This is a genomic window from Citrobacter sp. RHB21-C05 (genome assembly GCF_013889015.1).
GTDB classification, from domain to species: Bacteria; Pseudomonadota; Gammaproteobacteria; order Enterobacterales; family Enterobacteriaceae; genus Citrobacter_A; species Citrobacter_A sedlakii.
The window spans coordinates 2714719-2731284 of record NZ_CP057611.1 but is presented as its reverse complement, the minus strand read 5'-3'; the positions used below and the strand labels follow the sequence as shown (position 1 = coordinate 2731284).

General features: G+C 51.8%; 20 protein-coding genes, 1 tRNA gene and 1 pseudogene. 13 read left to right on the top strand and 9 right to left on the bottom strand.

Annotated features, from left to right (window positions below):
• Positions 1 to 38 precede the first annotated feature (38 nt).
• Positions 39 to 698 (bottom strand): FtsH protease modulator YccA, encoded by a 660-nt coding sequence (yccA, locus tag HVX72_RS13225; RefSeq protein WP_012905355.1) that lies wholly within the window; start codon positions 696 to 698, stop codon positions 39 to 41.
• A gap of 32 nt (positions 699 to 730) precedes the next feature.
• Here yccA and HVX72_RS13220 point away from each other — a divergent pair, with 32 nt between their 5' ends.
• Positions 731 to 961 (top strand): hypothetical protein, encoded by a 231-nt coding sequence (locus HVX72_RS13220; protein WP_060569566.1) that lies wholly within the window; start codon positions 731 to 733, stop codon positions 959 to 961.
• A 13-nt stretch (positions 962 to 974) separates the two neighbouring features.
• Positions 975 to 1062 (top strand) — tRNA-Ser (locus tag HVX72_RS13215).
• 104 nt (positions 1063 to 1166) lie between these two features.
• Here the strand turns inward: HVX72_RS13215 and HVX72_RS13210 are convergent.
• Positions 1167 to 1478 (bottom strand): annotated as a pseudogene (locus tag HVX72_RS13210) (integrase); the annotation flags it as partial.
• Positions 1479 to 1704: 226 nt separating this feature from the next.
• On the opposite strand from HVX72_RS13210, the gene HVX72_RS13205 reads away from it, so the two are divergent.
• The 3 genes from HVX72_RS13205 to HVX72_RS13195 all read left to right on the top strand — a co-directional run bounded on the left by HVX72_RS13205 (position 1705) and on the right by HVX72_RS13195 (position 3839).
• Positions 1705 to 2325 (top strand): Crp/Fnr family transcriptional regulator, encoded by a 621-nt coding sequence (locus HVX72_RS13205; protein ID WP_042287957.1) that lies wholly within the window; start codon positions 1705 to 1707, stop codon positions 2323 to 2325.
• Positions 2326 to 2411: 86 nt separating this feature from the next.
• Positions 2412 to 3326, top strand: a complete 915-nt coding sequence (locus HVX72_RS13200) for a hypothetical protein (RefSeq protein WP_181821545.1) — start codon at positions 2412 to 2414, stop codon at positions 3324 to 3326.
• Between the two features lie 15 nt (positions 3327 to 3341).
• Positions 3342 to 3839, top strand: coding sequence for a GNAT family protein (locus tag HVX72_RS13195; protein ID WP_181821544.1), 498 nt, complete (start codon positions 3342 to 3344; stop codon positions 3837 to 3839).
• Between the two features lie 383 nt (positions 3840 to 4222).
• Here HVX72_RS13195 and iraM read toward each other — a convergent pair whose 3' ends face one another.
• Entirely contained in the window at positions 4223 to 4579 is a 357-nt protein-coding gene (iraM, locus tag HVX72_RS13190; protein WP_042287946.1) for an anti-adapter protein IraM, read from the bottom strand.
• 568 nt (positions 4580 to 5147) lie between these two features.
• Here iraM and HVX72_RS13185 point away from each other — a divergent pair.
• Positions 5148 to 6263, top strand: coding sequence for an AI-2E family transporter (locus HVX72_RS13185; RefSeq protein WP_181821543.1), 1116 nt, complete (start codon positions 5148 to 5150; stop codon positions 6261 to 6263).
• A gap of 38 nt (positions 6264 to 6301) precedes the next feature.
• On the opposite strand, the gene HVX72_RS13180 is transcribed toward HVX72_RS13185, so the two are convergent.
• The 3 genes from HVX72_RS13180 to cbpA all read right to left on the bottom strand — a co-directional run bounded on the left by HVX72_RS13180 (position 6302) and on the right by cbpA (position 8724).
• Complete coding sequence (locus tag HVX72_RS13180; RefSeq protein WP_181821542.1) at positions 6302 to 7381, bottom strand: 4Fe-4S binding protein; 1080 nt, start codon at positions 7379 to 7381, stop codon at positions 6302 to 6304.
• Between the two features lie 117 nt (positions 7382 to 7498).
• Positions 7499 to 7804: a chaperone modulator CbpM gene (gene cbpM, locus HVX72_RS13175; RefSeq protein ID WP_042287937.1), complete on the bottom strand. Its 306-nt coding sequence runs from the start codon at positions 7802 to 7804 to the stop codon at positions 7499 to 7501.
• Positions 7804 to 8724 carry a curved DNA-binding protein gene (gene cbpA / locus HVX72_RS13170; protein WP_181821541.1) on the bottom strand — a complete coding sequence of 307 codons (921 nt, stop codon included), beginning with the start codon at positions 8722 to 8724 and terminating at the stop codon, positions 7804 to 7806. Before cbpA ends, cbpM begins: the two co-directional genes overlap by 1 nt.
• 181 nt (positions 8725 to 8905) lie before the next feature.
• On the opposite strand from cbpA, the gene HVX72_RS13165 reads away from it, so the two are divergent.
• The 5 genes from HVX72_RS13165 (at position 8906) to agp (ending at position 13887) form a co-directional block, all read left to right on the top strand.
• Positions 8906 to 9271 carry a copper resistance protein gene (locus tag HVX72_RS13165; protein WP_181823279.1) on the top strand — a complete coding sequence of 122 codons (366 nt, stop codon included), beginning with the start codon at positions 8906 to 8908 and terminating at the stop codon, positions 9269 to 9271.
• A 48-nt stretch (positions 9272 to 9319) separates the two neighbouring features.
• Positions 9320 to 11200 carry a protein-disulfide reductase DsbD domain-containing protein gene (locus HVX72_RS13160; RefSeq protein WP_181821540.1) on the top strand — a complete coding sequence of 627 codons (1881 nt, stop codon included), beginning with the start codon at positions 9320 to 9322 and terminating at the stop codon, positions 11198 to 11200.
• Positions 11197 to 11820, top strand: coding sequence for a DsbA family protein (locus HVX72_RS13155; protein ID WP_181821539.1), 624 nt, complete (start codon positions 11197 to 11199; stop codon positions 11818 to 11820). The genes HVX72_RS13160 and HVX72_RS13155 overlap by 4 nt, the downstream gene beginning before the upstream one ends.
• Complete coding sequence (locus tag HVX72_RS13150) at positions 11810 to 12319, top strand: protein disulfide oxidoreductase (RefSeq protein ID WP_181821538.1); 510 nt, start codon at positions 11810 to 11812, stop codon at positions 12317 to 12319. Before HVX72_RS13155 ends, HVX72_RS13150 begins: the two co-directional genes overlap by 11 nt.
• A gap of 326 nt (positions 12320 to 12645) precedes the next feature.
• The gene (agp, locus tag HVX72_RS13145) at positions 12646 to 13887 is read left to right on the top strand and encodes a bifunctional glucose-1-phosphatase/inositol phosphatase (protein ID WP_181821537.1); all 1242 of its coding nucleotides are present in this window, start codon (positions 12646 to 12648) and stop codon (positions 13885 to 13887) included.
• 34 nt (positions 13888 to 13921) lie between these two features.
• On the opposite strand, the gene HVX72_RS13140 is transcribed toward agp, so the two are convergent.
• Together HVX72_RS13140 and wrbA are read right to left on the bottom strand one after the other, a co-directional pair.
• On the bottom strand, positions 13922 to 14149 hold the full coding sequence (locus HVX72_RS13140) for a YccJ family protein (protein WP_042287915.1): 228 nt from the start codon (positions 14147 to 14149) through the stop codon (positions 13922 to 13924).
• Between the two features lie 20 nt (positions 14150 to 14169).
• Complete coding sequence (gene wrbA / locus HVX72_RS13135; RefSeq protein ID WP_042287913.1) at positions 14170 to 14766, bottom strand: NAD(P)H:quinone oxidoreductase; 597 nt, start codon at positions 14764 to 14766, stop codon at positions 14170 to 14172.
• Positions 14767 to 15148: 382 nt separating this feature from the next.
• Here wrbA and HVX72_RS13130 point away from each other — a divergent pair, with 382 nt between their 5' ends.
• A complete protein-coding gene (locus HVX72_RS13130) occupies positions 15149 to 15322 on the top strand; it encodes a general stress protein (RefSeq protein WP_042287910.1) in 174 nt (57 codons plus the stop codon).
• A gap of 202 nt (positions 15323 to 15524) precedes the next feature.
• A complete protein-coding gene (gene rutR, locus HVX72_RS13125; protein ID WP_181821536.1) occupies positions 15525 to 16163 on the top strand; it encodes an HTH-type transcriptional regulator RutR in 639 nt (212 codons plus the stop codon).
• Here rutR and HVX72_RS13120 read toward each other — a convergent pair.
• A complete protein-coding gene (locus HVX72_RS13120) occupies positions 16160 to 16555 on the bottom strand; it encodes a lysozyme inhibitor LprI family protein (protein WP_060569578.1) in 396 nt (131 codons plus the stop codon). The two genes, rutR and HVX72_RS13120, sit on opposite strands and share 4 nt — an antisense overlap.
• Positions 16556 to 16566: the final 11 nt, after the last annotated feature.

Genomic DNA, 16566 nt, shown 5'->3' with positions numbered 1-16566 from the left:
ATGCGCAAGCATTCTCCGTTCGTGTTTATACCCTCAGCTTAGTCGCGGCTGGCGAAACCCAGAATACTGAGTAGGCTGACAAAGATATTGTACAGCGAAACGTAGAGGCTAACCGTTGCACGAATATAGTTGGTCTCACCACCACGGATGATATTACTGGTTTCGAACAGAATGGCGCCTGAAGAAATCAGGATAAATACCGCGCTAATCGCCAGATGCAGCGCTGGCAGTTGCAGGAAGATATTTGCAACCATGCCGATCAGCACCACCACAATACCTGCCATCAGCATACCGCCGAGGAAGGACATATCTTTGCGCGTAGTCAGTACGTAGGCTGAACAGCAGAAGAACACCAGTGCGGTGCCGCCCAGCGCCATGCCAATCACATCACCCATCCCCGCGGAAAGGTAAGCGTTCAGAATCGGGCCAAGGATATAACCAAGGAAGCCGGTAAAGGCAAACGCGGAGATAATACCACTTGGCTTGTTCGCGGTTTTATACGTCAGGAACATCAGACCATACATACCGACCAGCGTCAGAATCAGACCCGGAGAAGGTAGCATCAATACGGTACTGGCTGTCGCCGTGATCGCAGAAAACGCCAGCGTCAGGCTCAGCAGAAAATAGGTATTGCGCAGCACTTTATGGGTGCTGAGTAGCGATGTACGGTCATGTGAAGAACTAACAATACGATCCATGAGTCACTCTCTTATGATGACAGATGTAATTAATGACAGAAGATAATGAAATCCCAGGCGATGACATAGCGGTTTTACCCATCTTTACTCATTTGATCTTCATCAGGTTTCATGGTCATAAAGCGCCTGCACGCTCAAAGGCTGAAGATTGTGCTGTTAAAATGGTCAATGTGTTGTTATTTCAGTCGATTAACAGCATTTTGACTGTTTTTCAGGCAAACAAACACATTCGGGCTTTACACGGCGCATCGGGATGTTTATAGTGCGCCTCATTCCGGAAGTGTGGCCGAGCGGTTGAAGGCACCGGTCTTGAAAACCGGCGACCCGAAAGGGTTCCAGAGTTCGAATCTCTGCGCTTCCGCCAGATTAAACAAGGGGTTACCGAAAGGTTGCCCCTTTGTTTTTCAGGGCGAACAATAAAAAAGAATATTCTCGAAGAATATCGCACACCTTCATTTGCATAAAAAATCACTTTTCCCCAATAACCGGACGATTCAGCGTCGGGTTGATTTGTACCTTCCTGTCGTAGATGAGCACCTGGCTTTCTATTTTGTGACCGCTGAAAAGCTGCTTATCCCTGTTGCTATCCTCAAAATCTGAAATAGCTTCTGCCTTTATAACATGAAACGTGTAATCCAGTTCATGGCCCAGTTCGCTTTGTACTGCACGTACAGGCTTAAGCCAGCGGTTATTAAATGTCTTGCGGATGAACTGACCACGATCGTTGTTGTAAAGCACCAGCGCGTCAGGTGACAGTCTGGGGCATTCTTTCTGTGCCGTTATTCAAATCAATTTTGCGCCAGCCAACAGATTTTTGGCCGGGCTGAATATGTCTGGGTACGTGAGGTGGGCGAAAGCGACAAACCGCATACTCTGGAAAAGCTTAGTGTTGGAAGAAGAAAAAAGTTAAAGTACGAATAAAATATTGGTTGCCTGAAGTTAATTTAGGCGTTTTCTTTACAACAATATTTATGGTAATAGTTTTGAATAACAAGAGGAGAGTGCAATGTTCTTTTATGATATTATACCTAACCGTATGAAAGAGAAGCTGGAAACTAAAATATATAATCCCAATGAAACAATATTATTTGCAGAGCGGGAGAATAACTACATTTATTTCCTGATGGAGGGCACAGCTGAGGCGTATATTCAAAGTCCTCACGGAACATTTGCTACTCTGCATTTGTATGAAAAAGGAAGTTTTTTCGGTGAAATAGAACCATTCTACGATGGAAGGAAACCCGTTGAAATTACAGCCATTACATCATGTATTGCCAAACGTCTTTATAAAACAGACTTTCTGTCATGGTTACAATCTGATTTTGAAGCTACTAAATTTTTAATTAAAGAATTAGCAAATAAATTGATAATAAACGCTGAATTGGTAGAGCATATACTAAGCCTTACCGTGAAAGAAAGACTTTTGAGAAGTATTCTGATGCATTATCGACGAGACACTTTGCAAAATCTCACAAAAGCAAATTTATCAAAGGAAATTAACACCCCCATTCGGAGTTTGAATAGGGCTATCAGCACTTGTGAGAACGAGGGGATAATTTCATATAGTAACAACACGTTTTTGATTAAGGATATGACACAACTCCAAAAAAGTGTGCCATATTTATAATGTCGGGTCAATTGACCTTGATAGGATTTCTCACTTTTACTATGCTGAAAAACACTTTTACTATGCTGTAAAAAAGAGAGATTTTTATGGACAAAATTTGCAAGAGAATATTAGAAAAAATAGAAGCACAGGACATTTTCGACAGAATATGTTCTTTGAATACAGCAGACTTCAATTCTCTTTTATTGAAACTCTTTTTACTAAGAACAGCGAAATCCTCACCACAAAAAGTCCTGCATGCTTTCAGGGAGAATCGCTTTGTTGCTCCCGGCAGCTTTGATCCGATTAAACTGCACCAGTTGGAGCTTGAACTATTATCAATGACATCAAAAGTCGGAATGACAAACAAACTGTTGTCCCCGGTTGCACCGATTGGCAGTTGTAGTGTGTTTGGCTGTGTAAACCAAAACAATGTATTAAGTGCGGTACGGAATGTTGAGGTGCTTTCCGACCCGTCTAATATTCTGGCAATCATGCTTTCCAATGATATATTGAACAACCAAATTGACCATACCCGCTGTACACATTATGCGACGACGTCACGCGTAGTCAGAGGTCAGAAGTGGGAAGGCGAAAATTTATATGCACATTTTGGGATTTTTTGCATTGTATCCGCCGCAAAGGATAAGGGCTCTTATCTGTGTGAAAAGGAGCTGTTAAAGCACCATCTTCAATTCTATGATCATTTAGTACAGACAAGATACCATCGTAAAATGACGATTGTGCTAAGACGGCGAACTGGGTATACAGCCTATGAGGACTTTTTTGAAGAAATGTTCTCTGCTGTAAAAGAGATGTTTCCTGATACTCCTGTTTCTGTTGATCTAAAAAGTGAGAACAACAACTACTACAAAGGAATCAACTTTAAGATTTATGTACAAAAAGATAACGAGCAAATTGAGATCGGCGATGGTGGTTTTGTTGATTGGATTAGCAAAATGACCGGGAGTAAAAAAAATCGGTGTTTAATAAGTGGTCTTGGTTTGGAAAGGTTGTTATAGCTTAGGAGAAAATTTATGGAATTAAAAGAATGGTCTTTAGACTATGTTCACGACCTGGTACATCATGCAAATAACCGGAACATTGCCCGAAATTTGAGAAATATCTTTCCCTACCCCTATACGGAAGAAGATGCTGTGCGCTTTATTGAATTTTGCCAAACGCGAGATTTAAAGAAAACTCGCAACCTTGCAATCGTCATTGACGGTCAAGCGGTGGGCGGTATCGGTATTACAGTAGGTTGTGATATGTATGAGAAAAGCGCAGAACTTGGATACTGGCTTGGAGAAGATTACTGGGGAAAAGGGATCATGACAAAAGCGGTAAAACAGATGGTGCAGCTTTCATTCCAGAATCGCAATATCATCCGATTATATGCGACCGTCTTTTCTCATAATTTGGGATCATGCAGGATTCTTGAAAAAAACGGTTTTGAATTAGAGGGCGTGTTAAAAAAGGCAGCATATAAGAACGGTAACCTCTATGACAGCAAACTATATGCTTTGTTGCGGTGACCCTGGTCCAAAATCAGTGCAATGCTAAATCAGAGATCTTCGTCTTTTTGGATACTTCGGATAAATTCAGCCGGAGTTACTCTCCGGCTATACCGGGTCGTATGTTATGTCACGACAGGCTTCGTCTGCCTGGTAGGCAAGATGCTCTTCACAGGTTTGAGCTTGTGCAAGCGTCCACACACGGGAAACCTCCAGTCGTCAGAATGGAAGTACAGGATAAGCTGGTCGGCGATAAAAAACGCGTCACCTTTTGCGTCGCGGGCGAATAGGCATCGCAACCCGTCTATCGAGCGGACTCCGCGCTGTGCCCCATCCCGGAAGCGATGCTTGCTCGTTATACCTAACAGACGCGCGCGTAAGCACATCCTTGTTGAAAGAGTCCTTCAGGACACCAATGAATGTTGTGGGCGTTTTTTACCGTAAGGGCAAACTTTGAGTGCGCATTTGAAGGGGGTAAGGCAGAGATCATCGTCGTCGCGACTGCTTTCCGGACATTTAATTTTCTCTTTCATTTCGCGCCAGACAGAAAGTTTAAGCGTCGTGATATTGTAGACTTTTAGTGGATGATATTCTCCATCAATTTTTATGCCTTCCGCAAAAGGTTCAATTGTTGATCCGGCTGGAATAATGACATCTCCTTCATACCAAATTACCAGTTTGAGCATTTTTAGGCTGACGATGCTGGAAAACGCAATACCAGTATTAGGGCATGCAATTGTGTCAATTACTGTCCACTTCACACTTAACGCCTTTAAGTTACGCACTTCTTGATATCATTTGAAATAGGCTGGTGTAGGCTTGTTTCTAAAAGTAAACAACGTTTCACTATGTTTCAAGGTGATGTAAGTCCTTGAAAAACGATCGTTTTTGTTATCTCTTTTTATTTTTCTTTTTAATTCAGCAGGTAAGCGGTAAAAATCTTATTGAAAGCTATACATAACTTTACGTTACTAATAAAAATGCGATCATTTTTTGATCAAATAAAGCGAAGCGGTAAGCTGCAAAATAGAAACGCCGACAGTAATATTTTGTTGGTTCTGATTTACCTCGCCTCAGATGATTCTGGCAAGAAAAATATCGGCGAGAACTATTGGCTATAAAATATTAACACCTAAAATTATGACAGATTGGGTGGTTTTGCCAGAGGGAGAGTAATAATTATGCCTGTTCTGGCTCTTGAGTGGCCATTTCCGCAACGCACGATGGAAAGGGGCGCCTTTGTTGCCGCATTTTTCCTGCTCTCCGGGATTGTAAAATCCCCAATCAGACCTATAGTCCAAAGAGTTGTTTTGTTTACAGGACTGACTAATGCGTTTTAACGGACTGACAAAAGGATTTTTCCTTTTCCTGCTGGTTATGGTGACATGGGCGTTCTTCGATGTTTTGTCACCGTACTTCTCCGCTATCCTTTGGGCTGCGATCCTTACGGTTATTTTTTATCCCATAAAGAACAAATTGCGCGTCGCGCTGGGAGAACGCAATGGGCTGGCGTCACTGCTGACGCTGGGGATTATCTGTCTGATCGTCTTCATTCCGCTGACACTCATCCTCTCCTCGCTGGCCTTCGAACTGAACGTCGTTTACGTCAAGCTACAGAATAATAACGCCCAGTTTCCGGAGGTGATCGCGAGTTTATTTGCCCATATGCCTGACTGGGCGCGAACGTTTCTTGCCGATCACAATCTCGACAGCGCTGCGGAAATCCAACAAAAACTCTCTGAGGTGGCCCTGAAAGGGGGCCAGTATCTGGCAGGTAGCGCGTTTCTGATTGGCAAAGGAACCTTTGGCTTTGCCATCAGTTTCGGCATAATGCTGTATCTGCTGTTCTTCCTGCTAAAAGACGGGCCTTTTCTGGTACGTCAGATCCTCGATTCGCTTCCCCTGTCAGACTTTGTGAAGCAGCATCTGTTTGCGAAATTTGCCGGCGTTTCCCGCGCGACGGTAAAAGGTACGGTTGTGGTGGCGATAGTGCAGGGGACGCTGGGCGGGATTGCGTTTTATATTGCTGGAATCGAAGGCAGTATTTTATGGGGCGCGCTGATGGCGTTCCTGTCGCTTATCCCGGCGGTAGGCTCTGCTATTGTCTGGGTGCCTGCGGCCATTTATCTGTTTGCGACGCAGCAGCTGTGGCAGGGCTTTTTTATCGTCGGTTTCTTTATGGTGATTGTCGGTCTGGTGGATAACATTCTGCGACCGATTCTGGTCGGCAAAGACACGAAGATGCCGGACTACCTGATCCTGATCACCACGCTGGGCGGCATGGAAATCTACGGCATTAACGGCTTTGTGATTGGTCCGTTGGTCGCCGCGTTGTTTATCGCCTGCTGGAACATTCTTTCCGGGCGCGATCATGAAGGCAACGCGGAAGAACTGGATAAAGATTTTATCGAGGATGGTATCGCCGACGACCAGAAGCCGGAATAAATCTTTCGTGCCGGATGACGTCCTCATCCGGCTCGGATTTAATGCCCAATGGCGCTTGCCTGCGGAATCAGGCGAAAATAGAGATGTTCTGGCACCGGGCTTTCCCACACGCCTGCCAGCATCGCGAACGCCACGCTGGCGAACATAATCCCTAACACCAGCAGCGTCATCGTCACCCCGGACAGCGCGCCGTGCCGTTTCCCTGTCTCTCCGCCAGGCGTGCGCAGAGAAAAACTCAGGGTCTGGGCGACCGGGCAGGACTCCACGCAGGTCATACAGCCCGTACATTCCACGGTGCGCACCTGGATCAGCTTATCTACCGGAATACGCGACGGGCAGTTTTTCACGCATTTACCACAGTCAATACAGCGACGGGCATTACGGCGGATTTTGAACGGTGAAAGCAGAGATAACAGCCCCAGCAATGCGCCGTAAGGACACAGATAACGACACCAGGCGTGACGAATAAATAAGCTCAGGACCACCAGCAGCGCGACGCTGAAGAGCGTTATCGTGCCGATATGGCGAAAGAAATCGAGCATTTTGACATCGATAATAATGCCGTAGGCGGACATCAGAAAATACTGTATACCCTGCGCAGGCATCGACAACGAAATAGAGAGAAAAAAGACCAGCAAAAGATACTTTAGTCCCCGCAAGGGAATATCCAGAAACCGGGGAAGACTGAAATGACGGCCAAAAAGCCGTTTCCCAAGATTGGCGATAAGTTCCGACAGCGTACCGACAGGACACAGCCACGAACAGAAAGATTTTTTCAGCAGCAGGCTGGTTAGCATAAAGGCCACCAGTAACAGCATGGCGGCAGCATGAATTGGCGGCAGAAATCCGGTTTCCAGCGTGTAGCGCAGATTCATCAGACCGGCGATAGGTAGCCAGCCTTCAATTCCGCCAGGGCGGGGCAGATACAGGCTGGCTCCGCCGGTTTCGTAATAGCGCACCCAGTAATAAAAGGTCACGCCAATATACCCATTGATCGCCAACATCAGAAACTGCGTCGCTTTACGCCAACTGGTGGCGTTGCGCCAGTCATGCCAGGGGAGTTTACCGCCTGTCGTTCCCGGACGGCGCTGCCAGCGCGTTCGTTTCTTATCGCTCATGGCCCACTGATTCCCATAAAGTGGTATTTTAGATGCTACTATCCTACGGTGATCCGACAGCGTCAGCGTTGATTTATATCATTGCTGGATAAAAGGGCAGCTTTCGCCGCCCGGAATTTATGGATGGGCAATAAAGCGCGAAAGCCGCTGGCGCAGCAGGCGATTTTCCTGGCGCAAACGCGTATTGTCTTCCAGTAGAGTAAGGGCAACGGCGATACCCGGCCAGTCCAGCGCCAGTTCCTGACGCAGCCGGAGCGCGCGCTGCACCACCGCGGCGGCGCGATCGTCAAACTGCCAGCCGGGAGCGGTATCGTCATACGGTTCAATCACACCCAACCCGACCAGCTCATTCAGTTCCTCTTCCGTGACGCCGGTATGCAGACAAAATTCAGTAACCGTGAAGGTGATGGTGACATTAGCCATTATGCTTTCCCCCAGTCTTTACGCGGATCAAACCCCGACTGCGCCTCCGCCAACTGCTGCCACAGCGCGCGTGCGTGTTCGTCAGGTTTCGGCGGCATCACAATTTTGATGACCACGTATAAATCACCGGTCTGTTTTTTGCTTACCAGGCCTTTGCCTTTAATGCGCAAGCGCTGCCCGGACTGGCTGCCGGGGGGAACGGTCACCAGAATGCTCTCTTTCAGCGTAGGCACCGCAATTTTCGCACCCAGCGCGGCTTCCCATGGCGCCAGTGGCACCACGATCTCCAGATCCTGATTCACTATGTCAAACAGCGGATGGGGCGCGATATGAATCACCAGCCACAGGTCGCCGTTCGGCCCGCCGTTTTCGCCCGGGGTTCCCTGGCCTTTTAAGCGGATCCGCTGACCGTTGCCCACACCCGCCGGGATTTTTACGTTCAGCGTTTTAGGCATTTCGCGCTCTACCATGCCAAACGCGTTATATACCGGCAGGTTATAGCTGATGGTGCGGTTATGTTCCGCCAGCGTTTCTTCAAGAAAGACCGCAACGTCGATTTCGATATCATGGCCGCGGCTGGCGTGACGCTGACGCGTATGCCGCGCTTGCTGACCAAAAATGGAGGAAAAAATATCGTCAAAATCTTCGGCGTTGTAGCGCGGGTTTTCGCCCTGCTGAAACTGACGGTTAAACTGCGGGTCGTTACGGTGCTGCCACAGCTGATCGTATTCAGCGCGGCGCTGCTCGTCGCTCAACACTTCCCACGCCTCGGCAATTTCTTTAAAGCGGGCTTCGGCGTCGGTTTCTTTGCTGACATCTGGATGGTACTTGCGGGCCAGTCGGCGGTAAGCGGTCTTGATCGTCTTGAGATCGTCCGTCGGCTTCACGCCCATGATGGCGTAATAATCCTTTAATTCCATAGCGTTCTCTCGGGTTAATCAATACAGGCTGAAGGGATCCCTGAAAAGGTGTCACCGTTAAGTGTAGGGTAATCCTCCCGTCGCCGTATGCCAACCTTATGACCCACATAACTTTACAGCCCAACAGTTGCTTATTCCCCGACAGTGGCTAAGATAACTCGCGTCAATGAGTGAGGGTGTAATGGCGAAACGTCAACGGATGGGATGGTGGTTTCTCTGCCTGGCATGTGTTGTGGTGATAGTTTGTACCGCGCAGCGCATGGCGGGCCTGCATGCGTTGCAGATGGACACGGCCAAGGCGACGACGGTCGTTTCTGCGCCCTCGTCGGCACCGGATGACGCAACGCCCGTCACGCCGTGTGAGCTCAGTGCAAAATCGTTGCTTGCCGCGCCGCCGGTGGTTTTCGAAGGCGCGATACTGGCGTTTTGTCTACTCCTTGCCCTGCTAACCCCGCGACGGACGGTGCGTTTACCGTTCTTTCCGCAACGCGTTATTTCTCCGCCCGGACTACGGGTCCATCTCCGATTCTGCGTCTTCCGTGAATGACAGACCGGCTGTGCTGCACAGTTAGTTAATCATTCATGGAGAAAAATTATGATTCTTGCATTCAGGCAGGCGCTGATCTGTCTGTTATTCCTCTGGCTGCCCGTATCCTGGGCGGCAGAGAGCGGCTGGTTGCGTTCCCCGCAGAACGATCATGCCAGCGTACGGGTTCGTGCGGACACCACTGCGCAGGGTGAAACGCGCCTGCTCATAGACGTCAAGCTGGAAAACGGCTGGAAAACCTACTGGCGTTCGCCCGGCGAAGGCGGCATTGCGCCGTCCATCGCGTGGAAAGAGAACTCGCCAGCCGTCAACTGGTTCTGGCCGACGCCCGCGCGTTTTGACGTTGCCGGTATCACCACCCAGGGCTATCACCAGCGCGTCACGTTTCCGTTGCGCGTTCAGGGGAAAGCGCCCGCCACGCTTGCTGGCGTGCTGACGCTTTCTACCTGTAGCAACGTGTGTCTGCTCACCGATTATCCCTTTTCCGTCACGCCATCTTCCCGGGATGCTGGCTTTGCCCACGATTACGCTCAGGCGATGGGGCGCATTCCGTTGGCGCAAGGGCTGACGGATACGCTTCAGGCCGACGCGCGTCCCGGCGAACTGATCGTGACGGCGCAGCGGAGCGCAGGCTGGACGGATCCCGCGTTGTTTCTCGATAGCGTTGGGGAGGTGGATTTTGGCAAACCGCATATTCGTGTTGACGGTGACACGATGCGGGCGACGGTTCCGGTTCACGACAGTTGGGGAGAAGGCGCGCCCGATCTGCACGGCCAACCGTTGACGCTGGTGCTGGCGGATAACGAGGTTGCGCAGGAGAGTGAACTTACGCCTGGCGATGCGCCCGCCGCGGTCGGCGGCGGGTTACCGCTCTGGCAGGTCGTGCTGATGGCGCTGGCGGGCGGTTTGATCCTGAATCTTATGCCCTGCGTGCTGCCGGTACTGGCTATGAAGCTGGGTTCGGTATTGCTGGTGGAAGATAAAAGTCGCCGGCAGGTCCGTCGCCAGTTCCTTGCTTCGGTGGTCGGCATACTGGCGTCGTTCATGGCGCTGTCGCTGTTAATGACCATTCTGCGCCTGAGCAACCAGGCACTGGGGTGGGGAATACAGTTCCAGAACCCGTGGTTTATCGGCGTGATGATGCTGGTCATGTTAGCCTTCAGCGCCAGCCTGTTTGGCCTGTTCACCTTTCGCTTGCCTGCCTCCCTGACGACAAAACTGGCGACCCACGGCGGCAACGGCCTGGCCGGGCATTTCTGGCAAGGCGCTTTCGCCACGCTGTTGGCGACGCCTTGCAGCGCGCCGTTCCTCGGCACCGCAGTGGCGGTGGCGCTGACCGCCTCGTTACCGACGCTGTGGGGGCTTTTCCTCGCGCTTGGCGTGGGGATGAGCCTGCCGTGGCTGCTGGTGGCGATGCGGCCCGGTCTGGCGCAGCGTCTGCCGCGTCCGGGGCGCTGGATGAATGGACTGCGTCGACTGCTCGGTCTGATGATGCTGGGGTCGGCAATCTGGCTGGCAACGCTGCTGCTGCCGCATCTGGGCTTCTCATCGACGCCCGCAGAAAAAGAGCGCGTTAACTGGCAACCGCTGAGCGAGCAGGCCATTACCAATGCGCTCGCGCAGCATAAGCGCGTGTTTATCGACGTCACCGCCGAGTGGTGCATTACCTGCAAGGTCAATAAATACAATGTTCTCACAACGCCGTCCGTGCAGGAGGCGCTGGGGCAACCGGATGTGGTTGCGCTGCGGGGAGACTGGACGTTGCCGTCTGATGAGATCACCGCCTTTCTCAACGCACGCGGTCAGGTCGCCGTGCCGTATAACCAAATCTATGGCCCCGGCCTGCCTCAAGGGCAGACGCTGCCAACCCTTTTAACCCGCGACAACCTGCTGAAAACGCTGGCAGAAGCGAAAGGAGAGACGCCATGAACTATCTGTTAATACTTTTTTTGTCGCTATTCAGCGCTGTCAGTGTGGCGAAAGAAGCGGCGCCGTTTACGCCTGAACAGGAAAGGCAAATTGAAGCGTTGATTGATGAGGCGCTGTTTAACGATCCGGGCAGTCCGCGCATTGGCGCAAAACAGGCGAAGCTGACGCTGGTGAATTTTACCGACTACAACTGTCCCTACTGCAAACAGCTTGACCCGTTGCTGGAAAAAATCGTAAAGACCTATCCCGACGTGGCGGTGATCGTGAAACCGCTGCCGTTTAAAGGTGAAAGCTCGGTGCTGGCGGCGCGTACTGCGCTGACGACGTGGCGTGAGCATCCGGAACAGTTTCCGGCGTTGCATGAAAAGTTGATGCAGAAGCGGGGGTATCATACCGACGCCAGCATCCGTCAGGCGCAAGCGAAGTCGGGGGCGAGTCCGGTCACGCTGGAGGTGAAAAGTCAGGAGACGCTGAGCACTAACCTGCAACTGGCGCGGTTGATTGGCGTACAAGGGACGCCAGCGACAATCATTGGCGATGAGCTGATCCCGGGGGCGGTCTCCTGGGAGGTGCTGAACGAGGTGGTCAAAGAGAAACTGGCGGTGGCGCATGGTCAGTAAACTGCGACGCTGGTTGCGGGAGGGGATTATCCTGCTGGTGCTGCTGGCTGGCGGCACGTTACTGCTTGACGCCTGGCGCGCTCCGCAGGCCCCGCCGTCTTTTGACAGTATGCCGCTGAGGACGCTGGATGGCGAAAGCGTCACCCTGGCCGCACTGAGCGAGGAGCAGCCGCTGCTGGTGTATTTCTGGGCAAGCTGGTGCGGCGTTTGTCGTTTTACAACCCCCGATGTCGCGCGGCTTCAGGCTGAAGGAAAGAATGTGCTCACGGTGGCACTGCGCTCTGGCGACGACCCGCTGGTTGCCCGGTGGCTGGCGCGCAAAGGAGTCTCATTTCCGGTCGTCAACGATGCTAACGGCACGCTTTCCACCCGCTGGGCGGTTAGCGTGACGCCGACGCTGGTGGTGCTGTCGAAAGGGCAGGTTGTCTCGACCACCAGCGGCTGGACCAGCTACTGGGGAATGAAATTACGCCTGTGGTGGGCGGGAATGGGGTCGTAGACGTACCCGGGGAAGGGGCAAATATGTCACACCGACAACAGGTTGCGTTTACCTTACGGACAGTGCGTCTCTGAACGTTCAGCACCCGTGAACGCGCAAGGGAGGATCGCCGCCTCCCTTGCTATCCGGGCGTCCGGAGAAGCACAGAACATGAGGCGAACGGAAGCCTTCTGCGAAGGCCCTTATACGGCCTTCACGCGTTTCTGCCAGAATAAGCGGCAGCGTCGAAGTCAATCTTTTTCCGCCGTTTTTGCGGATACCTTCCCGGAAATTTATCAACACTCTGTCACACTGATGGCGCGTAAATAACAACAAGAGGCATAGGGATGAAAAAAACGTTAATTGCCGCCGCAGTGGCTGGGGGCATGTTGGTGTCTGTTGGCGCGCAGGCGCAAACCACACCGGAAGGTTATCAGCTACAGCAAGTGCTGATGATGAGCCGACACAACCTGCGCGCGCCGCTGGCGAATAACGGCAGCGTACTGGAACAGTCGACGCCGAATAAGTGGCCTGAATGGGACGTACCGGGCGGACAGCTCACCACGAAAGGCGGCGTGCTCGAGGTGTATATGGGGCACTATATGCGCGAATGGCTGGCCGCGCAGGGGATGGTAAAGTCCGGCGAATGTCCGGCGTCTGACGCGGTTTATGCCTATGCTAACAGTCTGCAACGCACCGTCGCCACTGCCCAATTCTTTATAACCGGCGCATTCCCCGGCTGCGATGTGCCGGTACATCATCAGGAAAAAATGGGCACGATGGACCCGACCTTCAACCCGGTGATCACCGACGACGCCGCCGCGTTCAGCGAGAAAGCCATCCAGGCGATGCAAAAAGAGCGCGCAGGCATGCATCTCGACGAGAGTTATAAACTGCTTGAGCAGATCACCCGTTACAATACGTCTCCGTCATGTAAAGAAAAACAACGTTGTTCACTGACGAACGAAAAAGATACGTTCAGCGCGACGTACCAGAAGGAGCCGGGCGTTTCCGGGCCGTTGAAGGTCGGTAACTCGCTGGTGGACGCGTTCACCCTGCAGTACTACGAAGGCTTTCCGATGGATCAGGTCGCATGGGGCGAAATCAAAACCGATCAGCAGTGGAAGGTGCTGTCGAAACTGAAAAATGGCTATCAGGACAGCCTGTTTACCTCTGCGGACGTGGCGCGCAACGTGGCAGCGCCCCTGGTGAACTATATCGACAAGACGCTGGTGACCGATCGCGTTAACGCGCCGAAAATTACCGTGTTGGTAGGGCATGACTCGAATATCGCTTCGCTATTGACGGCGCTCGACTTCAAGCCATACCAGTTGCATAACCAGTACGAGCGTACGCCGATTGGTGGCAAAATTGTCTTCCAGCGCTGGCATGACAGTCGCGCCAGACGCGATCTGATGAAAATCGAATACGTCTATCAAAGCAGCGAGCAACTGCGTAACGCGGATGTCCTGACGCTGAAATCCCCGCCGCAGCGTGTGACGCTGGAACTGAAAGGCTGTCCGGTGGACGCCAACGGGTTTTGCCCGATCGATAAATTCGACGCGGTTATGAATGCGGCAGCAAAATAAGAGAGGTTCCCCCGCGAATGCGGGGGAAGTGGGGTCAGACGTTTTTGCGTTCGATGGTTTGCTCGCCCCAGAAGAGCGAGTCTTTATCCGTTTTATCAAAGGCTTTGATCAGGACTTCATCACTGCCTTCTTCCCAAATTTTCTCAGCCAGTTTCTCATCGTATCCGGCCACTTCAAAGATGGCCTCGGCTATTTCCGGCGACGTATTGCGTAGACTTGCCCATTCACCGACGCGGTGCGCTTTTGCTTCTTGAGTTGGCATGCTTATCCTCCTGTTGAAGACTAACCGTTGAGCTTAACGGCCAGACCGGCAACGTATTCACCCTGATAGCGAGCGATTGAAAGTTCTTCCTGGCTTGGCTGGCGAGAGCCGTCACCGCCGGCGATAGTCGTCGCGCCGTACGGCGTTCCGCCACGAACCTGCGAAACATCAAACAGTTCCTGGGCGGCATAGCCGATAGGCACAATGACCATCCCATGATGGGCAAGTGTAGTCCATGTGGAAGTAATGGTCTGTTCCTGGCCACCGCCGGTACCGGTGGAGCTGAACACGCTGGCGAGTTTGCCGTACAGCGCGCCAGAAGCCCAAAGGCCGCCCGTCTGATCGAGGAAGGTGCGCATTTGTCCCGACATATTGCCAAAGCGCGTTGGGGTACCAAAAATAATGGCATCATAATCAGCCAGCTCCTGCGGCGTGGCGACGGGGGCGTTTTGGGCTTTGCCGCCTGCTTTGGCGAAAATTTCAGGTTGCATGGTTTCTGGCACACGCTTAACCACCACTTCAGCGCCGTCGACTTTGTTTGCGCCTTCTGCAACCGCGTGCGCCATTGTTTCGATGTGTCCGTACATGGAATAATAAAGCACCAGAACTTTAGCCATTTGTCCTACTCCTCGCGTTAACCGTGTCTGTAGCGATTCGCTACCCTTTATAAAGATATGCCGTCACGCCCAGAGTGCAAATATCGCCACCATTTCTTTGATTTATAACAATTTTCACTGAAATGGCTTTTGTAGCAAAATGATACATTTTCTGCCGGTGAGTTTTTTTAATCATAAGAATGGCTTATTGATTGTTCGCGGCGATTATTGCCGATAACGGCGGATAGCTGTTGCAGGATATTACGATACGCTGGCTGAAATGCCCGTATTGCCTAAGCTTAGTATCACGTAGCGAAAATGATGTCACCGGTCATACGTTGCGTGAGGAATCACTCCTCAAAACCTATGCAATATGATGTCTAATCAATGACGGAGGTCAGTAATGGCAAACCATCGAGGCGGTTCCGGTAATTTTGCCGAAGACCGTGAAAGAGCATCAGAAGCAGGTCGTAAAGGTGGTCAGCACAGCGGGGGGAATTTTAAAAATGACCCGCAGCGTGCATCTGAAGCAGGTAAGAAAGGGGGCAAGAGCAGCGGCGGTAACCGCAAAAGCTAGCGTGACCCCACCCTGAAGACCATCATGCAACGCGTTAATGAACATGACTAACGCCGAGGTGATGAAACCACCGCCGCCGGAATTTTCCGGCGGTTTTTTTTGCCGGTACGGTTGAACTGTCTCTTAACCCCCCGCAGACTAAGCGCCATTATTTTTATTCGGCAGGTGAATAACACCCGGAACGAACGGACAGGAGAGGGGCATGGCGCAGGGGGCTGTAAACAAAAGTGGTAAACGCTCGCGGGCGGTTAGCGCGAAACGTCAGGCTATCTTAACGGCGGCGTTAAACACCTTTTCCCAGTATGGTTTTCACGGCACGCGCCTTGAGCAGATCGCCGAGCAGGCCCGGGTATCGAAAACCAATTTGCTTTATTACTACCCGTCTAAAGAGGCGCTTTATGTCGCCGTGCTGCGGCAGATCCTCGACATCTGGCTGGCTCCGCTCAAAGCGTTTCGCGAGGATTTCGCACCGCTGGAAGCCATAAGCGAATACATTCGCCTGAAGCTGGCAGTTTCCCGCGATTACCCACAGGCGTCGCGGTTATTCTGTATGGAGATGCTGGCAGGCGCGCCGCTATTGATGGCCGAACTGACCGGGGATCTGAAAGCGTTAATTGATGACAAATCCGCGCTGATTGCCGGATGGGTCAACAGCGGCAAACTGGCGCCGATCGATCCGCATCATCTGATCTTTATGATTTGGGCCTCGACCCAGCATTACGCCGACTTCGCGCCGCAGGTTGAAGCAGTAACGGGCGCAACGCTGCGTGATGAGGCCTTTTTTGATCGGACGGTGGCGAACGTCCAGCGCATGATCATCGAAGGGATCCGCGTTCGTTAGCCTGCTGGCGGCAACGGGCAGCTCATGTCACCTTCTTCACATTGCAGCAGCGAGGCGAGAAACGCTTCGCGCTCGGTGGTTTTATCCGCCAGACACTGATTAGCGATCATCACCTGGGCGCTGCCGCCTTCGGTACCGGAACTGATCAGCGCGCAGTCGGCGTCCCGCACCGCAATCCACGCGGTTTGCGCCTTTTTCAGCAGCGCTTGTTGCGCGGGCGCCGCGCGTTTAAGCGCGTGCTGGTAAGTATCGTTGAGCTTTTTATCCGCCGTCTGATATTGCGTAATAGCACAGGCGTTCATGTCGGCCTGGGTTGTGGCGTTCGCACACTCATCGGCCAGCGCGTTTGCGCACAGCAGCAGCGTCGCGCCTGCGATAACGATTCTTTTCATCCTTTCCTCCG

Excerpts from the sequence above, each read along its gene's own strand:
- yccA (WP_012905355.1), bottom strand. The coding sequence starts at position 698 with ATGGATCGTATTGTTAGTTCTTCACATGACCGTACATCGCTACTCAGC.
- HVX72_RS13220 (WP_060569566.1), top strand. The coding sequence starts at position 731 with ATGACAGAAGATAATGAAATCCCAGGCGATGACATAGCGGTTTTACCC.
- HVX72_RS13205 (WP_042287957.1), top strand. The coding sequence starts at position 1,705 with ATGTTCTTTTATGATATTATACCTAACCGTATGAAAGAGAAGCTGGAA.
- HVX72_RS13200 (WP_181821545.1), top strand. The coding sequence starts at position 2,412 with ATGGACAAAATTTGCAAGAGAATATTAGAAAAAATAGAAGCACAGGAC.
- HVX72_RS13195 (WP_181821544.1), top strand. The coding sequence starts at position 3,342 with ATGGAATTAAAAGAATGGTCTTTAGACTATGTTCACGACCTGGTACAT.
- HVX72_RS13185 (WP_181821543.1), top strand. The coding sequence starts at position 5,148 with ATGCGTTTTAACGGACTGACAAAAGGATTTTTCCTTTTCCTGCTGGTT.
- HVX72_RS13180 (WP_181821542.1), bottom strand. The coding sequence starts at position 7,381 with ATGAGCGATAAGAAACGAACGCGCTGGCAGCGCCGTCCGGGAACGACA.
- cbpM (WP_042287937.1), bottom strand. The coding sequence starts at position 7,804 with ATGGCTAATGTCACCATCACCTTCACGGTTACTGAATTTTGTCTGCAT.
- cbpA (WP_181821541.1), bottom strand. The coding sequence starts at position 8,724 with ATGGAATTAAAGGATTATTACGCCATCATGGGCGTGAAGCCGACGGAC.
- HVX72_RS13165 (WP_181823279.1), top strand. The coding sequence starts at position 8,906 with ATGGCGAAACGTCAACGGATGGGATGGTGGTTTCTCTGCCTGGCATGT.
- HVX72_RS13160 (WP_181821540.1), top strand. The coding sequence starts at position 9,320 with ATGATTCTTGCATTCAGGCAGGCGCTGATCTGTCTGTTATTCCTCTGG.
- HVX72_RS13155 (WP_181821539.1), top strand. The coding sequence starts at position 11,197 with ATGAACTATCTGTTAATACTTTTTTTGTCGCTATTCAGCGCTGTCAGT.
- HVX72_RS13150 (WP_181821538.1), top strand. The coding sequence starts at position 11,810 with ATGGTCAGTAAACTGCGACGCTGGTTGCGGGAGGGGATTATCCTGCTG.
- agp (WP_181821537.1), top strand. The coding sequence starts at position 12,646 with ATGAAAAAAACGTTAATTGCCGCCGCAGTGGCTGGGGGCATGTTGGTG.
- HVX72_RS13140 (WP_042287915.1), bottom strand. The coding sequence starts at position 14,149 with ATGCCAACTCAAGAAGCAAAAGCGCACCGCGTCGGTGAATGGGCAAGT.
- wrbA (WP_042287913.1), bottom strand. The coding sequence starts at position 14,766 with ATGGCTAAAGTTCTGGTGCTTTATTATTCCATGTACGGACACATCGAA.
- HVX72_RS13130 (WP_042287910.1), top strand. The coding sequence starts at position 15,149 with ATGGCAAACCATCGAGGCGGTTCCGGTAATTTTGCCGAAGACCGTGAA.
- rutR (WP_181821536.1), top strand. The coding sequence starts at position 15,525 with ATGGCGCAGGGGGCTGTAAACAAAAGTGGTAAACGCTCGCGGGCGGTT.
- HVX72_RS13120 (WP_060569578.1), bottom strand. The coding sequence starts at position 16,555 with ATGAAAAGAATCGTTATCGCAGGCGCGACGCTGCTGCTGTGCGCAAAC.